The organism is Streptomyces sp. Y1 (genome assembly GCF_041053115.1).
Taxonomy (GTDB): domain Bacteria; phylum Actinomycetota; class Actinomycetes; order Streptomycetales; family Streptomycetaceae; genus Kitasatospora; species Kitasatospora rubellomurina.
The window spans coordinates 2,244,003-2,268,855 of record NZ_CP163445.1 but is presented as its reverse complement, the minus strand read 5'-3'; the positions used below and the strand labels follow the sequence as shown (position 1 = coordinate 2,268,855).

20 protein-coding genes and 1 pseudogene are annotated in these 24,853 nt (G+C 76.4%); 13 read left to right on the top strand and 8 right to left on the bottom strand.

What is annotated here, in order from left to right; translation table 11 throughout:
* Positions 1–127: 127 nt before the first annotated feature.
* Positions 128–1,582 carry an amidase gene (locus AB2U05_RS09440; protein WP_045709103.1) on the bottom strand — a complete coding sequence of 485 codons (1,455 nt, stop codon included), beginning with the start codon at positions 1,580–1,582 and terminating at the stop codon, positions 128–130.
* A gap of 111 nt (positions 1,583–1,693) precedes the next feature.
* Between AB2U05_RS09440 and AB2U05_RS09435 the strand changes: the two genes are divergently transcribed.
* The 3 genes from AB2U05_RS09435 to AB2U05_RS09425 all read left to right on the top strand — a co-directional run bounded on the left by AB2U05_RS09435 (position 1,694) and on the right by AB2U05_RS09425 (position 4,333).
* Positions 1,694–2,275 carry a TetR/AcrR family transcriptional regulator gene (locus AB2U05_RS09435; RefSeq protein ID WP_369183000.1) on the top strand — a complete coding sequence of 194 codons (582 nt, stop codon included), beginning with the start codon at positions 1,694–1,696 and terminating at the stop codon, positions 2,273–2,275.
* A 168-nt stretch (positions 2,276–2,443) separates the two neighbouring features.
* Positions 2,444–3,370: an NADP-dependent oxidoreductase gene (locus tag AB2U05_RS09430; protein WP_045692801.1), complete on the top strand. Its 927-nt coding sequence runs from the start codon at positions 2,444–2,446 to the stop codon at positions 3,368–3,370.
* Positions 3,371–3,397: 27 nt separating this feature from the next.
* Entirely contained in the window at positions 3,398–4,333 is a 936-nt protein-coding gene (locus AB2U05_RS09425; protein ID WP_369182999.1) for an AraC family transcriptional regulator, read from the top strand.
* A gap of 81 nt (positions 4,334–4,414) precedes the next feature.
* Here the strand turns inward: AB2U05_RS09425 and AB2U05_RS09420 are convergent, their stop codons facing one another.
* Together AB2U05_RS09420 and AB2U05_RS09415 are read right to left on the bottom strand one after the other, a co-directional pair.
* Positions 4,415–7,009 (bottom strand): ABC transporter permease, encoded by a 2,595-nt coding sequence (locus AB2U05_RS09420; RefSeq protein WP_369182998.1) that lies wholly within the window; start codon positions 7,007–7,009, stop codon positions 4,415–4,417.
* A gap of 247 nt (positions 7,010–7,256) precedes the next feature.
* Complete coding sequence (locus AB2U05_RS09415) at positions 7,257–8,021, bottom strand: ABC transporter ATP-binding protein (protein WP_369182997.1); 765 nt, start codon at positions 8,019–8,021, stop codon at positions 7,257–7,259.
* A gap of 168 nt (positions 8,022–8,189) precedes the next feature.
* On the opposite strand from AB2U05_RS09415, the gene AB2U05_RS09410 reads away from it, so the two are divergent.
* The 9 genes from AB2U05_RS09410 to AB2U05_RS09370 all read left to right on the top strand — a co-directional run bounded on the left by AB2U05_RS09410 (position 8,190) and on the right by AB2U05_RS09370 (position 18,064).
* Positions 8,190–9,494, top strand: a complete 1,305-nt coding sequence (locus AB2U05_RS09410) for a sensor histidine kinase (RefSeq protein ID WP_369182996.1) — start codon at positions 8,190–8,192, stop codon at positions 9,492–9,494.
* Positions 9,482–10,132 (top strand): response regulator, encoded by a 651-nt coding sequence (locus AB2U05_RS09405; RefSeq protein WP_369182995.1) that lies wholly within the window; start codon positions 9,482–9,484, stop codon positions 10,130–10,132. The genes AB2U05_RS09410 and AB2U05_RS09405 overlap by 13 nt, the downstream gene beginning before the upstream one ends.
* Positions 10,133–10,470: 338 nt before the next feature.
* Positions 10,471–11,499 (top strand): RNA ligase family protein, encoded by a 1,029-nt coding sequence (locus AB2U05_RS09400; protein ID WP_369182994.1) that lies wholly within the window; start codon positions 10,471–10,473, stop codon positions 11,497–11,499.
* 130 nt (positions 11,500–11,629) lie between these two features.
* Positions 11,630–11,992 (top strand): YciI family protein, encoded by a 363-nt coding sequence (locus tag AB2U05_RS09395; RefSeq protein WP_045692808.1) that lies wholly within the window; start codon positions 11,630–11,632, stop codon positions 11,990–11,992.
* Positions 11,989–13,260: an RNA polymerase sigma factor gene (locus tag AB2U05_RS09390; RefSeq protein WP_369182993.1), complete on the top strand. Its 1,272-nt coding sequence runs from the start codon at positions 11,989–11,991 to the stop codon at positions 13,258–13,260. Before AB2U05_RS09395 ends, AB2U05_RS09390 begins: the two co-directional genes overlap by 4 nt.
* 485 nt (positions 13,261–13,745) lie before the next feature.
* The gene (locus AB2U05_RS09385) at positions 13,746–14,837 is read left to right on the top strand and encodes an alpha/beta hydrolase (protein ID WP_369182992.1); all 1,092 of its coding nucleotides are present in this window, start codon (positions 13,746–13,748) and stop codon (positions 14,835–14,837) included.
* Between the two features lie 105 nt (positions 14,838–14,942).
* Complete coding sequence (locus AB2U05_RS09380; RefSeq protein WP_369182991.1) at positions 14,943–15,887, top strand: diiron oxygenase; 945 nt, start codon at positions 14,943–14,945, stop codon at positions 15,885–15,887.
* A gap of 62 nt (positions 15,888–15,949) precedes the next feature.
* Entirely contained in the window at positions 15,950–17,653 is a 1,704-nt protein-coding gene (locus AB2U05_RS09375; RefSeq protein WP_369182990.1) for an FAD-dependent oxidoreductase, read from the top strand.
* A 171-nt stretch (positions 17,654–17,824) separates the two neighbouring features.
* Positions 17,825–18,064, top strand: a complete 240-nt coding sequence (locus AB2U05_RS09370; protein ID WP_369182989.1) for a hypothetical protein — start codon at positions 17,825–17,827, stop codon at positions 18,062–18,064.
* Between the two features lie 16 nt (positions 18,065–18,080).
* Here the strand turns inward: AB2U05_RS09370 and AB2U05_RS09365 are convergent, their stop codons facing one another.
* Together AB2U05_RS09365 and AB2U05_RS09360 are read right to left on the bottom strand one after the other, a co-directional pair.
* A complete protein-coding gene (locus AB2U05_RS09365) occupies positions 18,081–18,935 on the bottom strand; it encodes a methyltransferase domain-containing protein (RefSeq protein WP_369182988.1) in 855 nt (284 codons plus the stop codon).
* An 85-nt stretch (positions 18,936–19,020) separates the two neighbouring features.
* Positions 19,021–20,073, bottom strand: coding sequence for an alpha/beta hydrolase (locus tag AB2U05_RS09360; protein ID WP_369182987.1), 1,053 nt, complete (start codon positions 20,071–20,073; stop codon positions 19,021–19,023).
* Between the two features lie 114 nt (positions 20,074–20,187).
* On the opposite strand from AB2U05_RS09360, the pseudogene AB2U05_RS09355 reads away from it, so the two are divergent.
* Positions 20,188–20,712: pseudogene (locus AB2U05_RS09355) on the top strand (TetR/AcrR family transcriptional regulator); the annotation flags it as partial.
* A 246-nt stretch (positions 20,713–20,958) separates the two neighbouring features.
* Here AB2U05_RS09355 and AB2U05_RS09350 read toward each other — a convergent pair.
* The 3 genes from AB2U05_RS09350 to AB2U05_RS09340 all read right to left on the bottom strand — a co-directional run bounded on the left by AB2U05_RS09350 (position 20,959) and on the right by AB2U05_RS09340 (position 24,837).
* Positions 20,959–23,520 (bottom strand): FtsX-like permease family protein, encoded by a 2,562-nt coding sequence (locus tag AB2U05_RS09350; protein WP_369182986.1) that lies wholly within the window; start codon positions 23,518–23,520, stop codon positions 20,959–20,961.
* A complete protein-coding gene (locus tag AB2U05_RS09345) occupies positions 23,514–24,320 on the bottom strand; it encodes an ABC transporter ATP-binding protein (protein ID WP_045692855.1) in 807 nt (268 codons plus the stop codon). The genes AB2U05_RS09350 and AB2U05_RS09345 overlap by 7 nt, the downstream gene beginning before the upstream one ends.
* A gap of 79 nt (positions 24,321–24,399) precedes the next feature.
* Entirely contained in the window at positions 24,400–24,837 is a 438-nt protein-coding gene (locus AB2U05_RS09340) for a PPOX class F420-dependent oxidoreductase (protein WP_045709464.1), read from the bottom strand.
* Positions 24,838–24,853: the final 16 nt, after the last annotated feature.

Here is a 24,853-nt window from a genome sequence, read left to right as displayed (position 1 = left end):
CCGGCAGCCCCTCCCGCACATGTGCCGATCGGCATAAAGATCGTGCCCGGCCGGCCGGGCACCCCTGCCGATCGGCAGAGGCGACCGGCGGGACGGCCGGGGCGACCGGCCGGCAGCGGAGCCGCCGTCAGACCGGGTCGACGGGCGTGAACGTGCCGAGCCGGTCCTCCACCGCCTGCGCGGCGGCCAGGCACTGGTCCTCCCGGAACGGTCGCCCGACCAGCTGGACGCCGACCGGCAGCCCGTCCGCGTCGAGGCCGGTCGGGACGGCCACGGCCGGCAGGCCGACCAGGGTGGTCACCGAGCAGAGCCGCAGGCCGGCGGCGACCCGGTCCCGGCCGGCCTGGTCGCGGGACTCCAGCCCGGGCTCGACCGGCGGCTCGGTGAACACCGGGCCGAGCAGCAGTGGGTACTCGTCCAGGAACTCGCCCCACGCCCGCCGGACGCCCGCCCGCGCGCCGGTGAGCTTCATCAGCCCGGCCACGTCCGCCGGCGGGGCGCTGCGCATGGTGAACTCGATGTAGCGGCTGCCGGTTTCGCCGAGCAGCTCCCGCACGGCCGGCCAGGTGGGCGCGAACTCGGTGACGATGATCCGGTGGTACAGGTCCAGCGCCTCCTCGAAGCGCGGCACGTCCGGGAGTTCGCACACCTCGTGGCCCGCGTCGCGCAGGGCGTCGGCGGCCCGCGCCAGCGCGGTGCGGACGGTCGGGTGGGTGCCGAGGCCGCCCGGGTCGGCGACCAGCGCGACCTTCACCGGGCCCGCGAGCCCGGGGCCGGCGAGCGTCGAGCCCGCGAGCCCGGGGCCCGCGAGCGGAGGCCCGTACAGCGGCACCGGAAGGGCGCGCGGGTCGCGCAGGTCGGGCCCGGCCAGGACCTCGTAGGCGAGCCGGAGGTCGCCGACCGTCCGGGCCAACGGGCCGTCCGTGACGAAGAGTTGGGAGGCGATCCCGGGGTCGTCCGGGCCGAGCACGCGCTGGTCGGCGGCGAACCGGCCGCTGCTCGGGTTCAGGGCGGCCACGCCGCAGAACGAGGCCGGGAGACGGACCGAGCCGCCGGAGTCGTTGCCGAGCCCGAGCGGGGCGAGGCCGCAGGCGACGGCCGCGCCGTCCCCGCCGCTGCTGCCGCCCGGGGTGCGGGTGGCGTCCCACGGGTTGCGGGTGTCGCCGTACAGCTCGCTGCGGGTGTGCATGCCGGACAGGATCAGGGTGGGCATGTTGCTGTGCCCGATCGGCACGGCGCCCGCGGCGCGCAGCCGGGCGACCGGGACGGCGTCGGCCCGGGCGGTCAGCCCGGCGAACCGGCGCAGGCCGAAGGTGGTCGGCACGCCCTCGATCGGGGTGGACTCCTTGACCGTGAACGGCACGCCCGCGAGCGGGCCCAGCGGCTCGCCCGCCGCGCGGCGCCGGTCGGTGTCCTCGGCGGCGGCGCGGGCGCGCTCGGCGAGGAGCTGGGTGACGGCGTTGACCTGCGGGTTGACCTCGGCGATGCGGTCCAGGTGGCTGTCGACCACCTCCACGGCCGAGACCTCGCCGGTCCGGACGGCGGCGGCGAGGGCGCCGGCGGTCCGTTGCCACAACTGCATGGGATCCTCCTCCTCGGGCTTTCCGATGCGGCTGCATCGGTACCGGAACCGAACCGTACCCGACCGTCCGATACGGTTGCATCGAATAAAATCGAGGAAAGGAGGCCGAGCATGCCCAAGCAGGTCGACCACGAGGAACGGCGCCGGCGCATCGCCGACGCCGTCTGCGGGCTCATCGACGAACGCGGCCTCGAGGCGGCCACCCTGCGCGACGTCGCCGCCCGCGCCGAGGTGTCGATGGGCGCCGTGCAGCGCTGCTTCCGCACCAAGGACGAGATGCTGCGGTTCGCGCTGCGGCACATCGGCGACCGGATCGCCGACCGGGTCCGCGCCCGCCTGCTCGCCGGCCCCGCCCAGTCCGCCGCCAGCGCCCTCGGCCACGCCGCGACGGAACTGGCGCTGCTGCGCGCGGAACACCGCGCCGAGGCCCGGATCTGGCTCGCCTTCGTCGCCCGGGCCGCCGTCGATCCCGGCCTGGCGGAGCTGCTGCGGGCCGGGTACGCGGAGTCCGAGGACCTGCTCGTCCGGCTCCTCGCGGAGGCCGGAGCGCCCGGCGCGCGCCGCGAGGCCCGTACGCTGCTCGCCCTCGCGGACGGCCTCACCGCGCACGTGCTCCTCGGACGCCTCGACGCCGAGGAGGCCGGGGAGTTGCTGCACGCGCACCTCGCGGCGCTGTGGGCGAGGACGGCCTGACCGCGCGGCCCGGCTTCGGGCTCCCGTCCGATCCGCTCCCACGGCGAGACGATCGGACATCCGGTGAAGACTGAGGGATATTCATCCGCTCACCCGCTCTCCCTATCGTTGAGGACATCGCGAACGGCCCCACCGGGGGCCGGTGTTGACCGGACGAAGGAGAGTGCGATGCGTGCGATGGTGCAGCAGGAGTTCGGCGGCCCCGAGGTGCTGCGGCTGGTGGAGGCCGAGCGCCCGAAGCCGCTCGGCGGCGAGGTGCTGGTGCGGGTGAAGGCCGCCGGGGTGAACCCGGTGGACCTGGCGGTGCGCTCGGGGGCGCTGCCGCTGCTGGGCGAGCCGGCGTTCACGGTGGGCTGGGACATCTCCGGGGTGGTCGAGGAGGCCGGGCCGGGGGCCCGCTACCGGGTGGGCGAGGAGGTGTACGGGATGCCGTTCTTCCCGCGCTCCGCCGGCGGCTACGCCGAGTACGTCGCCGCGCCCTCGCGCCAACTGGCCCGCAAGCCCGCCTCCTTGGACCACGTCCAGGCCGCCGCGCTGCCGCTGGCCGCGCTGACCGCCTGGCAGGGGCTGGTGGACCGGGCCGAGGTCGGCGAGGGGCAGCGGGTGCTCATCCACCGGGCGGCCGGCGGCGTCGGCCACTTCGCCGTGCAGATCGCCAAGGCCCGGGGCGCGTACGTGATCGCGCTCGCCAGCGAGCCCAAGCACGGCTTCCTCAAGGAGCTCGGCGCGGACGAGGTGATCGACTACCGGACCACCGACTACACCCGGGCCGTGCGGGACGTCGACGTGGTCTTCGACTCCTCCTCCGAGAACACCCGTGCCCTGGAGGTGCTGAAGCCGGGCGGGACCCTGGTGAGCATCATGGAGCACTGGAACCAGGAGCTGGCCGCCGCCGTCGAGGCCGCCGGGCGCCGGTTCGCGGGCGTCTCCGTCGAGCCCGACTACGCCGCGCTGGAGGCGATCGCCGCCCTGGTGGACGCCGGCCGGATCCGCCCGCACGTCGAGCGGACCTTCCCGCTCGCCGAGGCCGGCCGGGCGCACGAACTGGTCGGCTCCGGTAGCGTCCAGGGCAAGGTCGTACTGACCGTTGAGTGAGCAGGACGGGACGGCAGGGGGCGGACGTTGGACATCCTGACCGAGGCACTGGCCTCGATGCGGACGGCACACCCGGCGTCCGTGCGCACCGAGGGCCGGGCGCCCTGGGGCCTGCGCCTGCCCCCGGTGGTCGGGGCCGTGTTCCACGTGGTGCTGTACGGCACCTGCTGGCTGGTCCCGGCGGACCGGTCCGCCGGCGGCGAGCCCGTCCCGCTCAGCCCCGGTGACGTGGTGTTCCTGCGGGACGGCCGCGGCCACGTCCTGGCCGACCGCCCGGACACCCCGGCGGTGGACGCCGAGGCCTGCCGGGTCGACCGCGGCTCGCCGATCGGCACCGTCTTGCTCGGCGGCGACGGCGCCCGGACCAGCCTGCTGTGCGGCAGCTACCACCTCGACCAGGGCCGCCCGCACCCGATGGTCCGCCAGCTGCCGGCCCTGATCCACCTGCCGACCCGGCACGGTCGCCACCCCGAACTCGCCGCCGCCGTCCAGTTGTTGGGCGCGGAGCTGGAGAACCCGCGGATCGGCTCGGCCGGAATCGTGCCGGCGCTGATCGACTCGCTGCTGCTGTACATCCTCCGGGCCTGGTTCGAGGACCAGCCCGCGGCGACCGCCGCGGGCTGGGCGGCGGCGATCCGGGACACCGGCGTCGCCCCCGCCCTGGCGGCGATCCACGAGGCGCCGGCCACCCCGTGGACGGTGGAGTCGCTGGCGGACCGGGCCGGCCTGTCCCGGGCCGCCTTCGCCCGCCGGTTCACCTCGCTGGTCGGCGAGCCGCCGATGGCGTACCTGACCCGCTGGCGGATGACCACCGCCGCCCGGCTGCTCCGCGAGTCGGAGGCGCCGCTCACGGCGGTGGCCACCCAGGCCGGGTACGGCTCGGAGTACGCCTTCGCGAAGGCGTTCAAGCGGGAGTTCGGGCAGGCCCCCGGCGGCTACCGCCGGGAGGCGCGGGCGGCGTGAGCCGAACCCGCGGGCGACCGCTGGCGGCCGACCGCCGGAGACAGCCGGCGGCCGCCGGTCCGGGGCGGCGGCGTCCGGGTCCTACCCGCGCACGCCGATGCCCTCCACCGGGCGAGCGCGCAGGACGAGCCGGGTCGGCACCAGGACGGCCGTCAGCCCGACCAGCGCTGTCAGCGCGACGACCCCCAGGTACAGCGGCACCGGGACGTACGGCACCGGCGAGCCGGTCAGCCCGAGGCTGATCGTCGCCAGTGGCAGCAGCGGCACCGCCGTACCCACCGCCACCGCGATCGCCACCACCACCCCCGCCTCCACCCGCATCATCCGCACCACTTGCTCCCGCGAGGCCCCCACCAGCCGCAGCAGCGCGAACTCCCGCACCCGGCCCAGCGTCGCCAGCACCAGCGTGTTCGCCACCGAGACGGCGAGGTAGCCGAACACCAGCGCCAGCGGCAGGGCGCTGGTCAGCACGGACGCGAACGCCTGTTCCTGCTGCGCCGCCGACAGGCCGCCCGCGTCCAGCACCTCCAGGCCCGGGTAGCGGCCGGCCAGGCTGCGCAACTCCGCGGCCAGCCGGCGCTCGTCGGCGCCGGGGGCGGCGCCGACGAACACCGCGTCCTCCACCTGGCGGGTGCTGTGCGCGAACAGCACGTCCTGGGGGAGCGTCACCTCGCCGAAGCCCAGGCCGCGCCCGTACAGCGCGACCACGACCGGGCGCAGTTCGGCGCCGTCCGGCAGGTGCAGGCGGACCCGGCCGCCGAGGTGCGCGCCGAGCGTGGCGGCCGCGCCGGTGCCGAGGGCCACCGTGTCGTCGCCGCGCAGGGCGGTGAGCGATCCCGCCGTCACGTCCAGGTCGAGGGTGGCCGGTGACGGTGGCGAACTGAGGCCCTGCGCCAGGTACGTGAAGACCTCCGGTGAGCCCAGCACCTCCCGTGAGGCGTGCACCTCGACCCGGACCACGCCCGTCGCGCCCGCCACCCCCGGCAGGGCGGCCGCCTCCCCGACCACCCCCGGCGGCGGCCCGCCCGGACCGCCCTGCAGCGTGAAGTCGGCGACCACGCCCGCCGCGGCCTGCTCCCGGGCCGCCGCGGCGGTCGTCGTCGGGATGCCCAGCTGGATCAGCGCGAAGCCGATCGCCAGCGCCAACGGGCCGATGGCCGAAGCCAGTTGACGGGAGTCCGCGCGGACGTTGGCGACCGCCAGCCGGCCGTGCGGCCCCGTCCACCGGCGCACCGGCGCGGCCAGCAGGCGGCTCGCCGCACCGGCCAGCGGCGGCGCCAGCAGCAGGACCGCGACCACCATGACCAGCCCGCCGGTGCCCGCGCCCGCCACGGCCAGCACGCCGTCCAAGAGCAGGGGGAGCAGCGCGGCCGCGACGCCCAGCAGGAACAGCAGCGCGCCGCAGACCGTACGGGCGCGGCGCGGTCGCGCCGGGGCCGCACGGGCCTCGGTGAGCGCCTCCACCGGCCGGACGGCGACCGCTCGGCGCGCCACCCCGAGCGCCGCCACCTCGGCCGCCAGCACGGACGCGAGGACGGCCACCAGTGGCGGCAGCGGCCCGTACGAGAGCGCGAAGTCCCCCGGCACCACGCCGGCCAGGGCCAGCCCCTTCACCAGGCCCCCGGCGACCAGCACCCCCGGCAGGCAGCCGAGCAGCGCCGCCGCCAGCGACACCACCAGGACCTCGGCCGCCAGCAGCCGGTAGACCTGACGCGGGGTCGCCGCGACCGCCCGCAGCAGCGCCAGCTCGCGGCGGCGCTGGTGCCCGTCCAGGGCCAGGGTGCTCGCCACCACGATCATCGCGATCAGCACGACGGTCGCGCCGAGCGAAGCCGCCGACTCCACCAGGCCGGAACGGGCGGAGGCGACGTCGGGGAACTCCACCCGGCTGCGGTCGCCGCCCAGGTACGTCACGGCGCCGGACCCGGCCAGGCGGCGGTCGAGCCGGTCCGCCAGCGCGCCGGGGTCGGTGCCCGGTTCGGGCAGGACGCCGACCGCGTCGACCCGGCCCGGGTGGGCGTAGAGCGCCGCCGCCTCGGCGTCGCAGAAGAACACCGCCGGGGAGCGCGGCGGCCGACCGTCCGGGGTGCGCAGCGCGGCCACGCCGGTGACCAGGTACTCGCGGGCCTCCCGGGTCGCCGCCACGCGCACCCGGCGCCCGGGCTCCGCGTGCACGCGATCGGCGAGCGCGGCGTCCAGCACCACCTCGCCCGGCCGCTCCGGCGCCCAGCCCCGGGTCAGCTCGTACGGGCCCAGCGGCGCGCCGGACCAGTTGTGGCCGGACGACGGCCGTTCGCCGTTCGTCCGCTCGCTGTTCGTCGCGTCGAGCCCGCCGTCCGGGGCCACGAGTCGGGCCGGGAAGGTGATGTCCGGCAGTGCTCGGCGCACACCCTCGACGGCGGCCACCTCGGCCACCACCCGGTCGTCCAGCGGCGCCGGTCGGGACAGCGGCTTCACCTTCGTCTTCCCGGCGGTGACCGAGAAGGACTGCCGGCCGCCGACCACCACCGGCGCCCGGGCGTAGCGCTGCGCGTCGACGCCGCCGCCGACCAGGCCCGACTGCAGCAGCACGCCGAAGGCGGTGAGCAGCATCGAGGAGCCGAGCAGGGCGACGAACGCGGCGACGAGGCCGGCCTTGCGCTCGCGCAGGGTCATGCGGGCGAGCTGGAAGATCATCGGGTCACCTGGTCCGTGGTCACGTCGGAGGGCGGTCGGTCGGCGGCTCGCGCGGCCGCACGGGAAGTCGGCCGGGTCGACTTCCCGTGCGGGGCGAAGCAGGGCGAAGGGGGTGTTCGGCGGCGGCCCGGCCGTGGCCGGGCCGGCTCAGGCCGGCGGGGCCGTCGCGGACCGTGCGGTGGGTGCGTGGGACGTCGGCGGGTTCGACTTCCCGCGCGGCGGCAGCATCCGGTCGCCGCCCGCCGGCTCACCACTCCTCCAGCCGGGTCATCCGGGCCGCCACCCGGTCCGGCGTGGGCGCGTCCATCGCCTCCGCGAACGCGCCGTCCGCGAGGAAGACCACGCGCTGGGCGTAGGAGGCGGCGACCGGGTCGTGGGTCACCATGACGACGGTGTCGCCGTCGCGCTCCACCACCTCCCGCAGCAGGCCCAGCACCTGTCGGCCGGTGCGACTGTCGAGCGCGCCGGTCGGTTCGTCGGCGAAGACCACCTCGGGCCGGGTGATCAGCGCCCGGGCGATCGCGACCCGCTGCTGCTGGCCGCCGGACAGCTGTGCCGGGCGGTGCCGCAGCCGGTCGGCCAGGCCGACCCGCCGGGCGACCGCCGCCAGCCGCGCCGGGTCGGCCGTGCGCCCGGCGAGCAGCAGCGGGAGGGTGATGTTCTCCGCCACCGTCAGGGAGTTCAGCAGGTTGTACGCCTGGAAGACGAAGCCGATCCTCTCCCGGCGCAGCATGGTCAGCCGCGCCTCGTCGAGCGTCGCCAGGTCGGTGCCGCCGAGACGGACCGTGCCGGACGTCGGCCGGTCCAGGCCGGCCGCGCAGTGCAGGAAGGTGCTCTTGCCCGCGCCGGAGGGCCCCATCACCGCGGTGAAGGTGCCGCGGGCGAAGGCGACGGAGAGGTCGCGCAGGGCGACCACCTCGCCCGCGCCCCGCCCGTACGTCCGTCCGACCGCCCGCAGCTCCACCGCCGGCCCCGGCCCCGGCCCCGCTCCACCGGTCTCGCCGTGCGCCATCGCCCGTTCCCCTTCCCGTCGTCGCGACCAGCCCGGCTGACGCTAGGCGCGCGGCCCGGGCCGGGGACACGGTGTGCACTGGAGTTCCGAGGTGCAGAGAACTGCACCCACCGGAGGCGCCGGAGCGCGGTGGTAGCGTGGGCCGAAACGGGCAGCTGGGGGGCGGAGTTGGACGGCGGTCTCCGGCCGGCGGATCTCCGGCCGGCGGGTCTTCGGCCGGCGCGGGCGGACACCTGGCAGGAGCGCACCCGCCGCTTCGCCCGTGCGCTGGCCTACCTGCTCGCCACCGGCGGCACCGCGCTGCTCGCCCTCCTCGGTCTGTACGCCCTGCTGGCCGTGTTCGTGCTGAGCCTGGTCGGCCCCGGGCTGGTGCTGCTGCCGCCCGCGCTCGACCGGCTCCGGCGGGCGGCCGACGCCCACCGGCGGCGCGCGGGGCGGTGGTTGGGCCACGAGATCCCGTCCGCCTACCGTGCGGCGGAGGGGAAGGCGCTGGTCCGGGCGCAGGCCATGCTCACCGACCGGGCCACCTACACCGACCTGCTGTGGCTGCTCGCGCACGCCCTGCTCGGCACGCTCGGCGCCGCCCTGGCCCTCACCCTGTGCGTGGGGTCGGTCAGTTGGCTGACCGTCCCGCTCTGGTGGCAGGTCGTGCCGCGGCCCCCGCAGCTCGGCGTCTGGGAGATCGACTCCTGGTGGGCGGTGCTCGCCGCGGTGCCGGTCGGCCTGGCGTACGGAGCGCTCGCCGGCTGGCTGCTGCCCTGGTGCGCCCAGCTGCACGCGCTGACCACCCGGGCCCTGCTCCAGCCGCGCCGCCGCCGCACCTCGCTGGCCCGGCGGGTCGAGGAGCTGACCGTCACCCGGGCCGAGGCCCTGGAGGCGCACGCCGCCGAACTGCGCCGGATCGAACGGGACTTGCACGACGGCGCGCAGGCCGGCCTGGTGTCCGTCTCGTTGCGGCTGGCCCTGATGAAGCGCATGCTCACCGACAGCCCCGAGCGCCTGCCCGCCATGATCGACCAGGCGCACGAGGCCGCCGAGCAGGCCGTGCAGTCGCTGCGGACGGCCGTCCGCTCGATCCACCCGCCGGTGCTCGCCGACCGCGGCCTCGCCGACGCGGCCCGCGCGCTGGTCGCGGCCTGCCAGATCCCCACCGAACTGGACGTCGAGGACACCGCCGGGGGTGCCCGGCCGCCCGTCGCCGTGGAGGCCGCCGCGTACTTCGTGCTCTCCGAGGCGCTGACCAACGTCGCCAAGCACAGCGGCGCCGGCAGCAGCCAGGTGCGGCTGCGCACCACCCGCACCGCGATCCACATCCGCGTGCGGGACGACGGGCGGGGCGGGGCCGCGCCCGGCGAGGGCAGCGGGATCCGCGGCATCCAGCGCCGGGTGGCCGCCTTCGACGGCGTCACCGAGCTGCACAGCCCGCCCGGAGGGCCGACCCTGCTACGCGTGGAGCTGCCGTGCGGATCCTGATCGCCGAGGACAACGCCCTGCTGCGGGAAGGGATTTCGCTGCTGCTGACCAGTGTCGGCCACGAGGTCTGCGCGGCCGTCGAGGACGGCGACGCCCTGCTGCCCGCCCTGCTCCGGCACCGCCCCGACGTCGCCGTCCTGGACGTCCGGCTGCCGCCCGGCTTCCGCGACGAGGGGCTGCGGGCCGCCGTCGAGGCCCGGCGGCAGGTCCCGGACCTTCCGGTGCTGATGCTGTCCCAGTACGTCGAGCACGGGTACGCCGCCCAGCTGCTCGCGGACGGCGCCCACGGCGTCGGCTACCTGCTCAAGGACCGGGTCGGCCGGGTCGAGGAGTTCCTGGCGGCGCTGGAGCGCGTGGCGGGCGGCGGGGTCGCCATGGACCCGGAGGTGATCTCCCAGCTGATGGTGCGCCGGGTGCGCAACGATCCGCTGGCGGCGCTCAGTTCGCGCGAGCGCGAGGTGCTCGCGCTGATGGCGGAGGGGCATGGCAACGGGGCCATCGGCGCGCTGCTGTTCATCGCGGAGACCTCGGTGAACAAGCACATCGGGAACATCTTCGGCAAGCTCGGGCTGCCCGCCGCGGACGGCGGCCACCGGCGGGTCCGGGCGGTGCTGACGTACCTCAACTCGGCGGGCTGACACGGGGAATCGCTGACACGGGGGATCGCCGAAGCGGGGGACCGAGGTGCAGAGAACTGCACCTCGGGACGGCAGCACGCTCGACTGCGGGCGGCGGGCGCACGGGGCTAGCGTCGGCGGTGGGCCGATCGGCTCGCATTCCCGCAGGCGAACAGGAGACGTCATGTCCGGATGGCAGCCACCGAAGGAACGACCTCTGTGGCCCTGGGTGTTGCTGGTCGTCGTGGTGGTGGGCGTCTGCGTCAACGTGACGCTCAGCCTGATGTAGCACGGACGCAGCACCTGCCCGGCGCGGAATCCCGTTGCCGGGGGGTGGGCGGCCCGGCGAGGATCGGGGCGTGTCCGCCGACCAGAGCACCGCACTGACGCCGTACCCGAAGGTCCCCGCCAGGGGGCGCCCCGACGCGCCCGGCAGCCGGGAGTGGATCGCCGCCGAGAAGGTGCACGGCGCGCACTTCGCGGTCGTGTGCGAGCCCGGCGGCGCCGTCCGCGCGGCCAAGCGGCGTGAACTGCTCGGTGACGAAGGGCTGGACGGCTTCTTCGGCGTCAGCCGGATCTGGCCCCGGCTCGCCGTCGCCGCCGCCCGCCTCGCCGCAGTCGTGCGCGACTCGGCCGGCGGCTGGGGCGGCGCGACGGTCACCGTGTACGGCGAGCTCGCCGGCGGCCGCTACCCGCACCCCGAGGTGCCCGCCGAGGACGGCGTCGACCCGGTGCAGACCGGCGTCTGGTACGCGCCGGGCCTGCACTGGCTGCCGTTCGACGCCACCGTCGACACCGCCGGAGGCCGCTGGTGGATCTCCGACCGCGCGCTGCGCGCCGCCACCGCCGCCGCCGGGCTCACCGGCGTTCCGCTGCTCGGCCGCGGCCCGCTCGCCACCCTGCAACAGCTGCCGGTCGCCTACCCCAGCCGCGTCCCGGCGCTGCTCGGGCTGCCCGACCTGCCGGACAACCACGCCGAGGGCTACGTCCTCAAACCGGCCGGGGAATGGCGCGAGACGGGCGCCGCCGGGGCCGCCGCCCGTCCGCTCCTCAAGGTCAAGCAGCGGGCCTTCGCCGAGGACGACCGCTACGACGGCGCCCGCCCGTACCTCGTCCCGCCCCGGGGCGCGGCCGGTGTGCCCGGCTGGCTGCTGGCCCGGGCCTGCGCCCTGCTCACCCCCGCCCGCGCGGCCGCCGCCGTCAGCAAGCTCGGGCCGCGCACCCCGCTCGACGCCGTCGCCGCCGAGATCGCGGCGGACGCGGCGGCGGAGCTCGCCGACGCGCTCGGCGGGCTCGACACCGGCGCGGAAGCCGCCCTGCGGCGCGCCCTCGGGCCGGGCGCGCGCTCGCTCGCCGCCTTCGACGCCGAGGACCGGGGGCGCCGCTGACCGCGCCGATGTGCCTCCGGAGAATTTCTCGAAAGAATTCCGCCGGTTCGTGTCGAGGAACCGGGCCCGGCTCCGTCTCCTGGATGACGGCACGCCAACGGGGCGCGCGGGACGCAGGAGGAGAACGAGCATGAAGTACGTCGCGGCGATCTACGGCAACCAGGCCAAGTGGGCCTCCTTCCCGGCCGAGGCCTGGCCGGCCGCGATCGCCGAGCAGGAGGCGTTCAACGCCCGCTACCGGGAGACCGGCGAGCTCATCGGCGCCTACGGGCTCGCCGACGCGGCCGCCGCCCAGCTGGTGCGGCGGGTGGAGGGTGCGCCGGTCGTCACCGACGGGCCGTACCTGGAGACCAAGGAGTACCTGGCCAGCTTCTACCTGCTGGACTGCGAGAGCCCGGAGCGCGCCCAGCAGATCGCCGCCGACATGCCGTTCGCGGACGTCGAGCCGGTGGAGCTGTGGCCGATCCTGCACGAGTCCCCGGCCGGCGCGTGAGCGTCCCGGACCGGGCCGTGGAGGACCGGGCCGTCGAGGACCTGCTGCGCGAACTCGCGCCGCAGGTCCTCGGCATGCTGGTACGGCGCCACGGCGGGTTCGACGCCTGCGAGGACGCGGTGCAGGAGGCCCTGCTGGCGGCCGCCCTGCGCTGGCCGCGGGACGGCCTGCCGGAGCACCCGCGCGGCTGGCTGGTCACGGTCGCGAGCCGCAAGCTCCTCGACCAGGTGCGCAGCGAAGCCGCCCGGCGCCGCCGCGAGGAGGCCCTCGCGCTCGCCACCCCGCAGGCCGCGCTGCTCGCACCCGCCGCCGACGCGGGCGGGGGCGCGGTCGCCGACGACTCGCTCGCGCTGCTGTTCCTCTGCTGCCACCCGGCGCTGTCCGCGCCCAGCCGGATCGCCCTCACCCTGCGCGCGGTCGGCGGCCTCACCACCGCGCAGATCGCCGCCGCCTTCCTGGTCCCCGAGGCCACCATGGCGCAGCGGATCAGCCGCGCCAAGCAGAGCATCAGGACGGCCGGCGGCGGGCTCGGGCCGCCGGCCGGCGAGGGCGGCGCGGCGGCTCGGCTCGGTGAGGTCCGGCAGGTGCTGTACCTGATCTTCAACGAGGGCTACACGGCCAGCGACGGCGAGGAGTTGACCTCGCCCGCGCTCGCCGCCGAGGCGATCCGCCTCACCCGGCTCCTGCTGCGCCTCACCCCCGGCGACGCCGAGACCGCCGGACTGCTCGCCCTCATGCTCCTCACCGACGCCCGCCGGCCCGCCCGCACCGGCCCGGGCGGTGCGCTGGTGCCGCTCGGCGAGCAGGACCGCGCGCTGTGGCGGCGCGAACTGCTCGACGAAGGGCTGGAGTTGATCGGCACCGCGCTGGCGGGCGGCCGGGTCGGGCCGTACCAGGTGCAGGCGGCGATCGCGGCCGTGCACAGCGAGGCGCCGAGCGCGGAGGAGACGGACTGGTCGCAGATCCTGGTGCTGTACGACCTGCTGCTCGGCCTCGACGCCAACCCGGTGGTCGCGCTCAACCGGGCCGTCGCGGTCGCGAAGGTGCAGGGCGCGGCCGCCGGGCTGGCCGTCGTCGACGCCCTGGCCGCCGACCGGCGGATGGCCCGCCACCACCGCCTGCTGGCCGTCCGCGCCCACCTGCTCGACCTCTCCGGCGCCGACCGGTCCGCGGCGGCCGAGGCCTACCGCGCGGCCGCCGCCCGCACGGCGAGCGCACCCGAGCGGCGGCACCTGGTGGAGCGGGCGCAGCGGCTGGTGGGGGAGTAGGAAGTCGGCCTGTCTGACTTCCTGTGCGGCCCGGGCCCCGGCGGCGCGCAGGGGCGGTGGCGCTCGGTGGGTGCACGAGAAGTCGGTGGGGTCGACTTCCGGTGCGGGGTGCGGCGAGGCCTGGTGGGGGCAGGGGGAGTTCAGCTGGTGGGGGAGTGGGAAGTCGGCCTGTCCGACTTCCGGTGCGGCCCGGGTCCCGGTGGCGGGCAGGGGCGGTGGCGTTCGGTGGGTGCAGGAGAAGTCGGCGGGGCCGACTTCCCGTGCGGCCCGGGCCCGGGCCGGCTGGATCGCTGTGGTCCGTGCGGCGCGCGGGAGCGGGGGTGTCCGGGTGGGTGCACCGCGCGGTGGGTCCCCTTCCGGAGGGATCGCGCAGGAAGTCGGCCCGTCCGACTTCCCGTGTAGCCGGGGCCGGGGTGGGCTTCCGGGGGCGGGGTGGCGGCCGCATCATGGGGCTCCCGTTCCGCGACGCTCCTTGGAGGCAGCAGATGGCCACCCCGCAGCCCACCCCCGCGCCCGCCCTGCACCCCACCCCGCCCCCCGTCCCGTTCCCCGTCCGGGTCCAGGCCCGCGCCCTCCGGGCCGTGTACGCGCTGCCGGCCGGGGTGCGCCGGGTGCTGGCCGGGGCGCCGGTGGTGCGGGACGGGCAGGAGCTGGCCTTGGACGCGCAGTTGATGCTGCGGCTGCAGCGGCTCGCGGGTTCCGCGCTGGTGCTGCCGGGCGGGGTGGGGCCGTCGCGGGTGGCGATGGACCTGTCCCGGCACCTGGTGGGCGGCCCGACCCTGCCGGTGGCCGTCCGGGAGGTGGCGATCCCGCAGCCGTACGGGGAGCTGCCGGCCACGCTGTACACGCCGCGCGGGCCGGCGGCCGGCTCCGGGCTGCTGGTGTTCCTGCACGGCGGCGGCTGGGTGGTGGGCAGCCGGGCGAGCCACGACCACGTCTGCCGGTACCTCGCCCGGCGGGCCGGGGTGCGGGTGCTGTCGGTGGAGTACCGCCTGGCGCCGGAGCACCCCTTCCCGGCGGCGGCCGAGGACGCGCTGGCCGCCTTCGACTTCGCGCACGCCGAGGCGGCGGCGCTGGGCGTGGACCCGGCGCGGATCGCGGTCGGCGGGGACAGCGCGGGCGGCAATCTGGCGGCGGTGACGGCGCAGGCGGCGGTGCGCCGGGGCGGTCCGGCGCCGGCGTTCCAGCTGCTGCTGTACCCGGCGGCGGACGCCTCCGTCCGGCGCCGCTCGCGCGAGCTGTTCGCCGAGGGCTTCCACCTGACCAGCGCGCAGATGGACTGGTTCGCCGACCACTACGCCCCCGAGCCGGCCGACCGTACGGACCCGAGGCTGTCCCCGCTGCTCGCCGGGGACCTCGCGGGCCTGCCGCCCGCGTACGTCGGCACGGCGGGCTTCGACCCGCTGCGGGACGAGGGCGAGGCGTACGCGCGGGCGCTGCGCGCGGCCGGGGTCGCGGTGCGGCTGAGCCGGCACCGGGACCTCATCCACGGCTACGCCAACTACCTGGGCATCGGCGGCCGCTTCCTGGAGGCGACGGCCGAGGCGGCGGAGGCGCTGCGCGCGGCGGTGGGCTAGGCAGCCCGCCTGCGCAGGGGCTTCTCGGGAACGCCCGCTTATTGTACTGTCCGTCTAATAAGCGGGTGAGCGGGCACCCGCAGGAGCGGGCACCTGGAGGCAGCCATGGCTCTCACCGACCCGGTGGCGCGGCACGACCACCGGCACGACCACCGGCACACCACGCGGCACACCACGGCCGACGACGACGTCTCGCGGCGGCTGCTGGAGTCGGCCGCCGCCCTCTCCTACGACCCCTCGGTCGAGATCGACTGGGACGCCCCGCTCCCGCCGGAGCACCACGGCCTGAACCCGGAGTGGAGCACCCTCTACGGCACCCGGCTGTGGGACGAGATGACCGAGCAGCAGCGGGTGACCCTCACCCGGCACGAGGTCTGCTCGATCATGAACACCGGCATCTGGTTCGAGATGATCCTCCAGCAGATGGTGCTGCGCGACCAGTACCTCAACAACCCCGCCAGCGCCGAGTTCCGCTTCGCGCTCACCGAGATCGCCGACGAGTGCCGGCACTCGATCATGTTCGCCCGCGCCTGCGAGAAGATGGGCGTCCCCGCGTACCGGCCGCACAAGCTGGTCGCCCAGGCGGGCCGGGCCTTCAAGTCGCTCGCCAAGGGCGAACTGGCCTACGGCGGCATCCTGGTGGCCGAGGAGGTGCTCGACGTCATGCAGCGCGACTGGATGCGCGGCGAGGACGTCCTGGAGATCGTCCGCGGCACCTCCCGGATCCACGTGGTCGAGGAGTCGCGGCACATGAAGTTCGCCCGGCAGGAGATCCGCGAGCGGATGCGCCACGCGGGCCCGGCCCGGCGCGCCAACGCGGCCTTCGGCATCGCGGTCTGCGCGTACGTGATCGTCTCCAGCATGGTCCACCCGGGCGTGTACAAGGCCGCCGGGCTCGACGTCGGGCGGGCGCTCGACGAGGTGAAGGCGAACGAGCACCGCAAGGCCATGCTGCGCACCAGCTCCCGGCACCTGATGGCGTTCCTCGCCGAGACCGGGCTGCTCACCCGCCGCTCGGCGGCGATCTACCGCCGCCTCCACATGCTCTGACGGTCCGTCGCACCACGTCCGTCACAGCGAGCCCTCTCCACAGCGAGGACCCCACTCCGGCCATGGCCTACGCGATCACCCAGACCTGCTGCAACGACGCCTCGTGCGTGTCCGTCTGCCCGGTCAACTGCATCCACCCGACCCCGGACGAGCCGGAGTTCGGCACCACCGACATGCTGTACATCGACCCGGCGGCCTGCATCGACTGCGGCGCCTGCGCGGACGCCTGCCCGGTGGACGCGGTGTTCCCGGTCGACCGGCTGCGCGGGCCGGACACCGTGTTCGGCCCGATCAACCGGGACTGGTTCCGCGACCACCCCAGCGACCACGCCTGGGGCGCGCCCGCGTTCCCGCGCAGCCTGCCCGGCGGGTTCGGCCCGCTGCGGATCGCCATCGTCGGCACCGGCCCGTCCGCCGGGTACACCGCGCAGGAACTGCTGCGCCGCACCGGCGCCGAGATCACCATGATCGACCGGCTGCCGGTGACCGGCGGGCTGCTGCGGCACGGCGTCGCCCCCGACCACCAGTCCACCAAGCGGATCGCGGAGAGCTTCGCGAGCGTCTTCCACGACCCGCGGCTGCGGATGCACCTCAACGTGGAGGTCGGCACCGATGTCACGCATGCGGAGCTGACCGCGCACCACCACGCGGTGGTGTACGCGGTCGGCGCGGCCGCCGACCGGCGGCTCGGCATCCCCGGCGAGGACCTGCCGGGCAGTCTGCCGGCCACCACCTTCGTCGGCTGGTACAACGCCGAGCCCACGGTGCCGGCCGACGCCGTCGAACTGTCCGCCGAGCGCGTCGCGGTGATCGGCAACGGCAACGTCGCCGTGGACATCGCCCGCATCCTGCTCACCGACCCGGACCGGCTCACCGCCACCGACATCGCCGACCACGCGCTCGCCGCGCTGCGCGCCGGCCGGGTGCGCGAGGTGGTGCTGCTGGCTCGGCGCGGGCCGGAGCAGGCGGCGTGGACGAAGGCGGAGTTCCTGGCGCTGCGGCAGCTGCCGGGGGTGGAGGTGGTGGTCGAGGACCACCCGCGGGTGCGGGCGGCGATCGAGGCGGCCGGGCCGGACTCTCGGGCGGCGCTGCTCGCGGGGCTGCCGCTGGTGCCGTCCGGCGCGGCGCCGGGTGCCGCACGGCGGATCGTGCTGCGGTTCCTGTCGGCGCCGGTCGAGCTGGTGGCCGGCGCGGACGGGCGGGTCGCGGGGGTGACCGTCGAGCGGACGGCCCCGGGCGCGGACGGCGCTGACGGCGCGGACAGGGCTGACGGCTCCGGCGGCGCGGTGACGGTGACGGTGACGGGGACGGGCGAGCGGGAGACCCTGCCGGCCGGGCTGGTGGTCCGCTCGATCGGGCACCGGGGCGTTCCGGTGCCCGGGCTGCCGTTCGACGAGGCGGCGGCGACGGTCCCGCACCGGGGCGGGCGGGTCGTCGACCCGGCCACCGGGCGGCCGCTGCCGGGCGCGTACCTGGTCGGGTGGGCCAAGCGCGGGCCGTCCGGCGGGATCGGCGCCAACCGGGCCTGCGCGCGGGAGACCGTGGACGCGCTGCTGGACGACGCCGAGGCCCGTGCGCTGCCCGTCCCGGCGGGGAGCCGGCGGGACTTCGAGAAGCTGGTGCGCGGGCGCCGGCCGGACGCGGTCGGGCTGAAGGAGCTGCGGGCGGTGGACCGGGCGGAGCGCGCCCGGGGCGCGGCCGAGGGGCGGCCCCGGGTGAAGCTCGCCACCGTGCCCGCGCTGCTGGCGGCCGGGCGGCGGCGGTAGGTCCCGGTGGCCTGTCCCGCACGAGAAGTCGGACCGGCCGACTTCTGGTGCGCCGGCCGCTCGTTCGCCCGTGCGGTTCCGCGCCCGGGCTGACGTGGCGGCTGCGGGTTGACGCGGCCGTGTCCCGATCCGGGCGGGGTGCGTTGGGCGGGCGTGAGTGCATTCGGGGTGATGCCGGCGCCGCGTCGGCGGCGGCCGGTCGAGGAAACGATTCTGCACGGCGAGCAGCCGTTCCCGGGCCTCCCGGAACGGCCGCCCGACAGCCCGGGGACGGCCGACCCGGAGGCCCCCATCTACGCCGAACTGGCCCGGCGCTGGCAGGCCGAGGGCCGCACCGTACCGGGCCTGCCCGATCCGGTGTGGGAGGACCTGGCCGCCCCGCGCGGGGCGTGGACGCGGCCGCGGGCGTGAGCGGGCGGGGCGGTGGTCACCGCGAGGGCTTGACGGCCGTGTGGACGTACCAGCCCGTGACGTTGCGGACGGCGTACATCTCCACCGTGGTGCGGAGGTTGAGCCACTTCGCCGGATCGCCGAACCGGCGCACCAGCTCCCACGGCAGCCGGAAGTACACGTGCAGCGCCTCCGTGGTCGGCAGGTAGTACGGCGTCGCGTCCAGCGCCTCCTCGACCTCGAACCCGGCCTCGGCGAGCAGCCGCGGCAGGTTGCGGGCGTGGTAGATCCGCGCGCCGGGGAGCACGTGCGCGTCCAGGTACGGTTCGAGGACCGTCCGGACCCCCGGCTCCATCTCCTCCAGCGGGCCGAGGCTCATCGGGCCGATCAGCACCAGTCGCCCGCCGGGGCGCAGCACCCGGTGGAACTCGGCCAGCGCGCGGCGCGGGTCGTAGGAGTGGACGAGCGTCTCCATCGAGTACGCGCCGTCGAACTCGTCGTCGCCGAACGGGAGTCGGTGGTAGTCGCCGCCGGTGAAGGCGGTCCGGTCGGCCAGCGCGGCCCGGGCGCTCAGCCGGCGGGCCTCGGCGAGCAGGACGTCCAGCACGTCGACCCCGGCGACCAGCAGCCCGAACCGGGTCGCCATCGCCCGCGCCACCACCCCCGAGCCGCAGCCCGCGTCCAGCACCCGCGCGCCCGCCGGCAGCGCCAGCTTGCGGCCCAGGACGTCCTCCACCTGCCGCTGCGCCCGCCACAGCCGCCACTTCGACTGGCCCGGCTCCGTCCACCCCCAGTGCCGGGCGTTGCGCGCCACCAGGGCGTAGAAGCACCGGCTCCCGGCCCGCCCGTAGACCCTGCGCAGCCCGGCGAGATCGAGTTCCTGAGCGCCCATGCGGACACGCTAGCGGCGGGCCCGGGGCCGCTCCCGGCGGCGCCACGCGCACTGCGCCGCGGGGAGGGAAGGTGCGGTCGTCGGACTATCCGATCAGGGCGAGCCGCAGCCACGGCACGATCAGGGCCATCGCCTCGCCGAACCGCGAGATGGCGCAGTGGCCGGTGTCCGGGACCAGCTCCACCCGGGTGGCCCGGCGGCCCGCGAACACCAGGGTGTCGTGCCGCGGGACGTGCACGTCGTCCTCGCCGTTGACCACCAGCATCGGCGCGTTGACGGCCAGGTCCAGCAGCGGGCGCAGGTCGAAGGCGGCGAAGGCCTCCTCGCGCTCGGCCCGGCCCGGGGCCGCGTCGAAGCCCAGCGCGTTGCCGACGATGCCGTCCATGCCGAAGGCGAAGCCCCGGCCGGGCGCGAAGGAGCGCTCCACCGGGCCGCCCAGCACCACCGCGGCGTCCACGGTGCCGCTCAGCCCGGAGCGGGCGGAGTAGTAGCCGCCCATCGAGATGCCGAAGTGGCCGACCGTGCCGTTGCCGATCGTCCGGGCGAAGGCGATGAGGCCCTGGATCACCTCGGCGCCGCCGTCCGGGGTCATCGGCAGGTGGGCGGTCTCGCCGGTGCCGGCCAGGTCGAACAGCAGCAGCCGCGCCGGGAGGGCGAGCGCGAGCTGCTCCCAGACGCCGTGCAGGTCCGCCTTCCAGGAGTCCACCCCGCCGCTGGCCAGCAGGACCGGGGCGTCGGCGGGCAGGCCGGGGGCGGCCATCAGGTGGACGGGCAGGGTGGCCGTGCCGCCCCGGTACGGGACGGTGAGCGAGCGGCGCTCGAACTCCACCGGGAAGCCGGGGGCGGCGAGGACGTACTGCTCGACCTGCCGGGCCAGCGCGGTGCGCTTCGGCCCGTCCGCGAGCGAGGGGAACTTCGCCCAGCCGTACGCCTGCGCCGCCTCGCGGTGCCGGCCGGCGGCGGCGTGCCGGGCGGCCAGCGCGGACCACTCGTACACCCAGCCGCCGGGCCGGTCGGGCCACATCTCGGTGACGGCGGCGCGCACCGCGTCCACCTCGGCGGCGGGCAGGGCCAGGGTCATCTGCGGGTAGCGCTCGGCGAACAGGTCCTGCGGGTCGAGCGGCCAGGTGAAGGGCATGGCGGGGGCCTCCTGCTCGTTAAAGCCAGAACTCTTGCGTTAGTGACTATGCGTCCGGGGGGTCGCTTAACGCAAGTGCCCCTGCGTTAAGGTGGCGGGCGAGGTGATCGACGCATGACCGGACGCATGACCGGAGAAGACCAGGACCCGATCCGCCGCCGCCCCGGCGGACGGGCCGCGCGGGTGCGGCAGGCCGTGCTCGCGGCCGCCATGGAGGTGCTCGCCGAACACGGCCTCGCCCGGCTCACCATCGCCGAGGTCGCGGCCCGCGCCGGGGTCAACGAGACCACGGTGTACCGGCGTTGGGGCAGCCGGGAGAAACTGGCACTGGACGCCATGCTCACCGCCAGCGACGAGGGCATCCCCGTGCCCGACACGGGAGCCGTCCGCACCGACCTGGCCGCCTTCGCCCGCGCCCTGGCCGACTACCTGGCCACCCCGCTCGGCCGCGCCGTCGTCCGCGGAGCCGTCCTCGGCGCCGACGACCCTGCGCTCGCCGCGTCCTGGCAGACCTTCTGGCAGTCCCGCCTCGACCAGGCCGGCGTGATCGTCCGCCGAGCCGTCGAACGCGGCGAACTCCCGGCCGACACGGACACCGCCCTCGCCCTGGAACTCCTCTGCGCCCCCCTCCAGGCCCGCGCCGTCCTCGCCCACCGCACCCTCGACCCCACCCTCCCGACCCGCCTGGCCGACCTCGTCCTGGACGGCCTCCGCGCGCGGGAGGGCCGGGTGGCTGGCGTGCCCGGTGCTCCGCTTGGCCCTTCCCGGCCGAGCCGGGCGGGGCGACCGTGCGGGGGTCCGGGTGTCGCCCGGCCCGATCAATCAGCGGCGTCGCACGAGAAGTCGGACCGGCCGACTTCTCGTGCGACGCCGTCCCTGGCCGCTTCAGGCCGGGCCGGTGGCTCCGCGGAGGATGGATTGGCCGTCGCGGCCGCGGAGGGTGAGGGCGGCGGGGAGTACGGCGGCGGTCAGGGCGATGGCCGCGCAGCAGGTGGCGAGGGTGGCCAGTGCGCCCCAGGGGACGACGGCCGGGGTCGGGCCGACGAGGTGGGTGAGTGCGGCCCAGGAGCCGCCGACGCTGAGGGCCGTGCCGAGGGCGCCGAGGAGGGTGCCGGCGGCCACGCACAGCAGGGTTTCGACGGCGACGGCGCGCAGCACCTGGGCCTTGGTGGCGCCGGCCAGGCGGAGCAGGGAGAGTTCCCGCCGCCGGTCGGTGACGGTCATGACCAGCGAGTTGGCGAGCGCGATCGCCGCGTAGCAGATCGCCAGGCCGAGGATCATCAGCAGGGCGTTCCAGGAGGCCTCTTCGGTGCTGTCGGTGGCACCCGACCAGATCTCCTCCGGGGTGGCGAGCCGGGCGCCGAGCCCGTCCACGGCGGTCCGCAGCGCGGTGGCGGCCTGCTGCCGGTCGGCGCCGGGCAGCAGCCGCAGGTCGATCCGGTCGGTGAGGGCCGGGCCGCCGACGCCGCCGGTGACGGCGTCGGTCGGGGTGACCCAGGCCTGGACGGCCTCGGCGCCGGTGCCGAGCAGGGCGGCGACCCGCAGGCTGCGCGGCGTGCCGTCGGCCAGCCGGACGTCCACCTGCTGCCCGACCTGCGGCGAGCCGGGCCAGGTGCGGCTGAGCACGACCGAGCCGGGGCGCAGGTCGGCGAGCGAGCCCGCCACGACGGGCAGGCGGTCGACCTCGGCGAGTGCGGCCGGGTCGGCGGCGGCGGCGCGGAAGGGCACCAGGGACTGGCCGGTCACGTCGGCGGCCAGGACGGCGGTCGGGGTGGTCACCAGCGCCCGCACGCCGGGTACGGCGCGGACGCGGTCGACCACGGCCCGGTTGAGCCCCGGCGTGCCGGCCGGGGTGACGACGAAGTCGGCGGCGGAGAGCCGGTTGCGGACCTCGGTGACCTGCGCGCGGTTGATGGTGTCGATGCTGCCGAGCAGGCAGCCGGCGAACGCGACGATCAGCACCACCGGGGTGGTGGTCGCGGCGGTGCGCCGGAAGGCGGTGAGCGAGCTCTGCCGGGCGGTGGCCCAGACGATGCCGCCGCCGTCCTCGGCGGTGCGCCCGCGCAGCCGGGCCGCGAGGCCGGGCAGCAGGGTCAGCAGCCGGATCGTCGGCCCGGCCAGCACGCCCGCCAGCAGCACGCAGCCGGCGACGACGGCGAGCAGCAGGCTGAGTGAGTCGGCGGCGTTGGCGGCCGCGTCGGGCCAGTACTCGGCGGTGACCGCGACGGCCGCGAGCGCGCCGCCCAGCACCAGCAGGCCGGCGGTCCAGCGGAAGGCCAGCGAGAGCCGCGAGGGCCGTTCGACGTCGGCGTCGGCGAGCGCCTCTCCGGGGCTGATCAGCCCGGCCTTGAGCGAGGAGAGCAGCACGCCGCCGAGGGCGGTGAGCAGCCCGATCACGGCGGCGGTCAGCAGCGCCCACCAGGCGATCGGGACGGTGAAGCCGGGCGGTACCAGGTCGCGTTCGACCAGCCAGCGGCCGGCCGGCGCGGCCCCGGCCGCGCCGAGCGCGCACCCGGCGGCGGAGGCGAGCACGCCGACCACCAGGGCCTCCCGGTGGACCAGGGTGCGCAGTTGGCGGCGGGTGGCGCCGATCAGCCGCAGCAGCGCGAGTTCGCGGCGGCGCTGGGCGATCGACAGGGCGAAGGTGCCGGCCACCACGAAGACGGCGGTGCCGGCGGAGACCGCGGCGGACAGGCCGAGCGGGGTCTGGACGTCCTCCAGCCGGTGGCTGACCTCGGCGTGGTGCGGGTCGGCCTGGGCGCGGTCGCCGCCGGTGAGCACCCGGGCGACGTGCTCGCCGCCGGCGGCGTCCACGGCCCGGCGCACCGCGTCGGCCGGGCCGAACGCGGCCAGCACGCCGACCGCGGGGCAGTACCGGGCGGCCTGCGCGTCGGTGAAGAAGACGGCGTGTTCGAACGGCTCCACCTCGGTGACGCCGGAGACCGTCGCGGTGTGCGGGCCGTCCGCGGTGACGTACCGGACCGGCCGGCCGACCTGCTCCGGGCTGCCGCCGCCGAGGACGACCTGGTCGTCGGCGGCGGGCGCGGAACCGGCCGTCAGGCGGTAGCCGCCGAGCTCGGCGGCGGACCAGGCGCGGCCGACCTGCGAGCTCGGGCCGTCCGCGAGCTGGGTGTAGAAGGTGCGGTCCGGGACGGCGCGGCCGGTAGCGGCGACGGCGGCGATCAGCTCGGGCGACAGGCCCGGCTGGGCGGCGACCGGGGTCGTCGAGGTCTCGCCGGTCGCGGTCCGGAAGTCCACGCCGAGGTTCGCGGTCACCAGCACGGGTGCCTGCGAGAAGCGCTGGCGGCCCTGGTCGGGGACGTCGGTGGTGGCGGCGATGACCAGGACGGAGACGGCCATCAGGGCGACCCCGCAGGTCAGCGCGACGAAGCTGCCGACGAAGGAGGCCCAGCGCAGCCGGACGGAGGCGAGGGCGAGCGTCAGCATGCGACGGCCTCCTGCGCGGTTTCCGGCGCGGTCACGGTTTCCGGCGCGGTTTCCGGCGCGGTTTCCAGCGCGGTCATCCGGGCGGCGACCTGCTCGGCGGTCGGCCGCTCCAGCTCGCCCGCCAGCCGGCCGTCCCGGAGGAAGACCACCCGGTCCGCGTAGGAGGCGGCGACCGGGTCGTGGGTGACCATGACCACGGCCCGGGTGGGGTCGTCGGCCATGTCGCGCAGCAGGGCGAGGACTTCGCGGCCGCTGGTGGTGTCCAGCGCGCCGGTCGGCTCGTCGGCGAGCAGGACGGCCGGGCGGGTGATCAGCGCCCGGGCGATGGCGACCCGCTGCTGCTGGCCCCCGGAGAGCTCGCCCGGCCGGTGCCCGGCGCGGTCGGCGAGGCCGACCGCGGCCAGCGCGGCCGTGACCTCGGCGGGTGCCGGGCGCCGGCCCGCCAGCCGGGCGGGGAGCGCCACGTTCTGGGCGGCGGTCAGGGCGGGGAGCAGGTTGAAGGACTGGAAGACGAAGCCGATCCGCTCCCGGCGCAGCACCGTCAGCTGCTTGTCGCGCAGGCCGCCGAGCACGGTGCCGTCGACCCGCACCTCGCCGCCGTCGATGGCCTCCAGGCCGGCGGCCGACCGCAGCAGGGTGGACTTGCCGGAGCCGGAGGGGCCCATGACGGCGGTGAAGGTCCCGAACGGGAAGCCGATGCTCACCTCGGCCAGGCCCACGACGGGTTCGGGGCCGCGCCGGTAGGTCCGGCGGACGGAGCGGAGTTCGACGGCGAAGTCCGGCGGCGTGCTGCTGTTCATGATCATATTTCAGCAGGTGGGACGGGCCGCTCCCATGGCCGAGGGTTCACTTCCGGGGGTGTAGCCAGCTACACCCCAGCTACACCCCCAGGTCGCGGGCGGTGCTCCCGCGCGCCGCCAGGTTCCAGGTGATGATCCGCCGGGGGTGCACCCGGATGACGTCCTTGCTGAACGCGTCCGGCTGGACCGGCGGCACGTCGACGGTCACGAGTTCCGCGCGGCCCCGGATCTCGACGCCGCGGCCCCAGCCCGGCGCCACCGGGTCGTCGGCGGGGGCCAGGTCGTCGATCAGCACGGAGACCTCCGGGCAGGCCCGGGCGTTGCGGTACTTGCGGCTGCGGGCGTTGTCCGGGCCGCCGATGTCGATGGTGCCGTCGGCGTTGAGCCGGAACCCCACCGGGCGGACGTGCGGCCCGCCCCCGGGGCCGATGGTGGCCAGGCGGGCCAGTGGCTGGCCGGCGAGGTACGCGCGCTCGCGTTCGGTGAAGGTCGTGCGGAAGGTCGTGCGGAAGGTCATGCGGCCGACCGTAGGA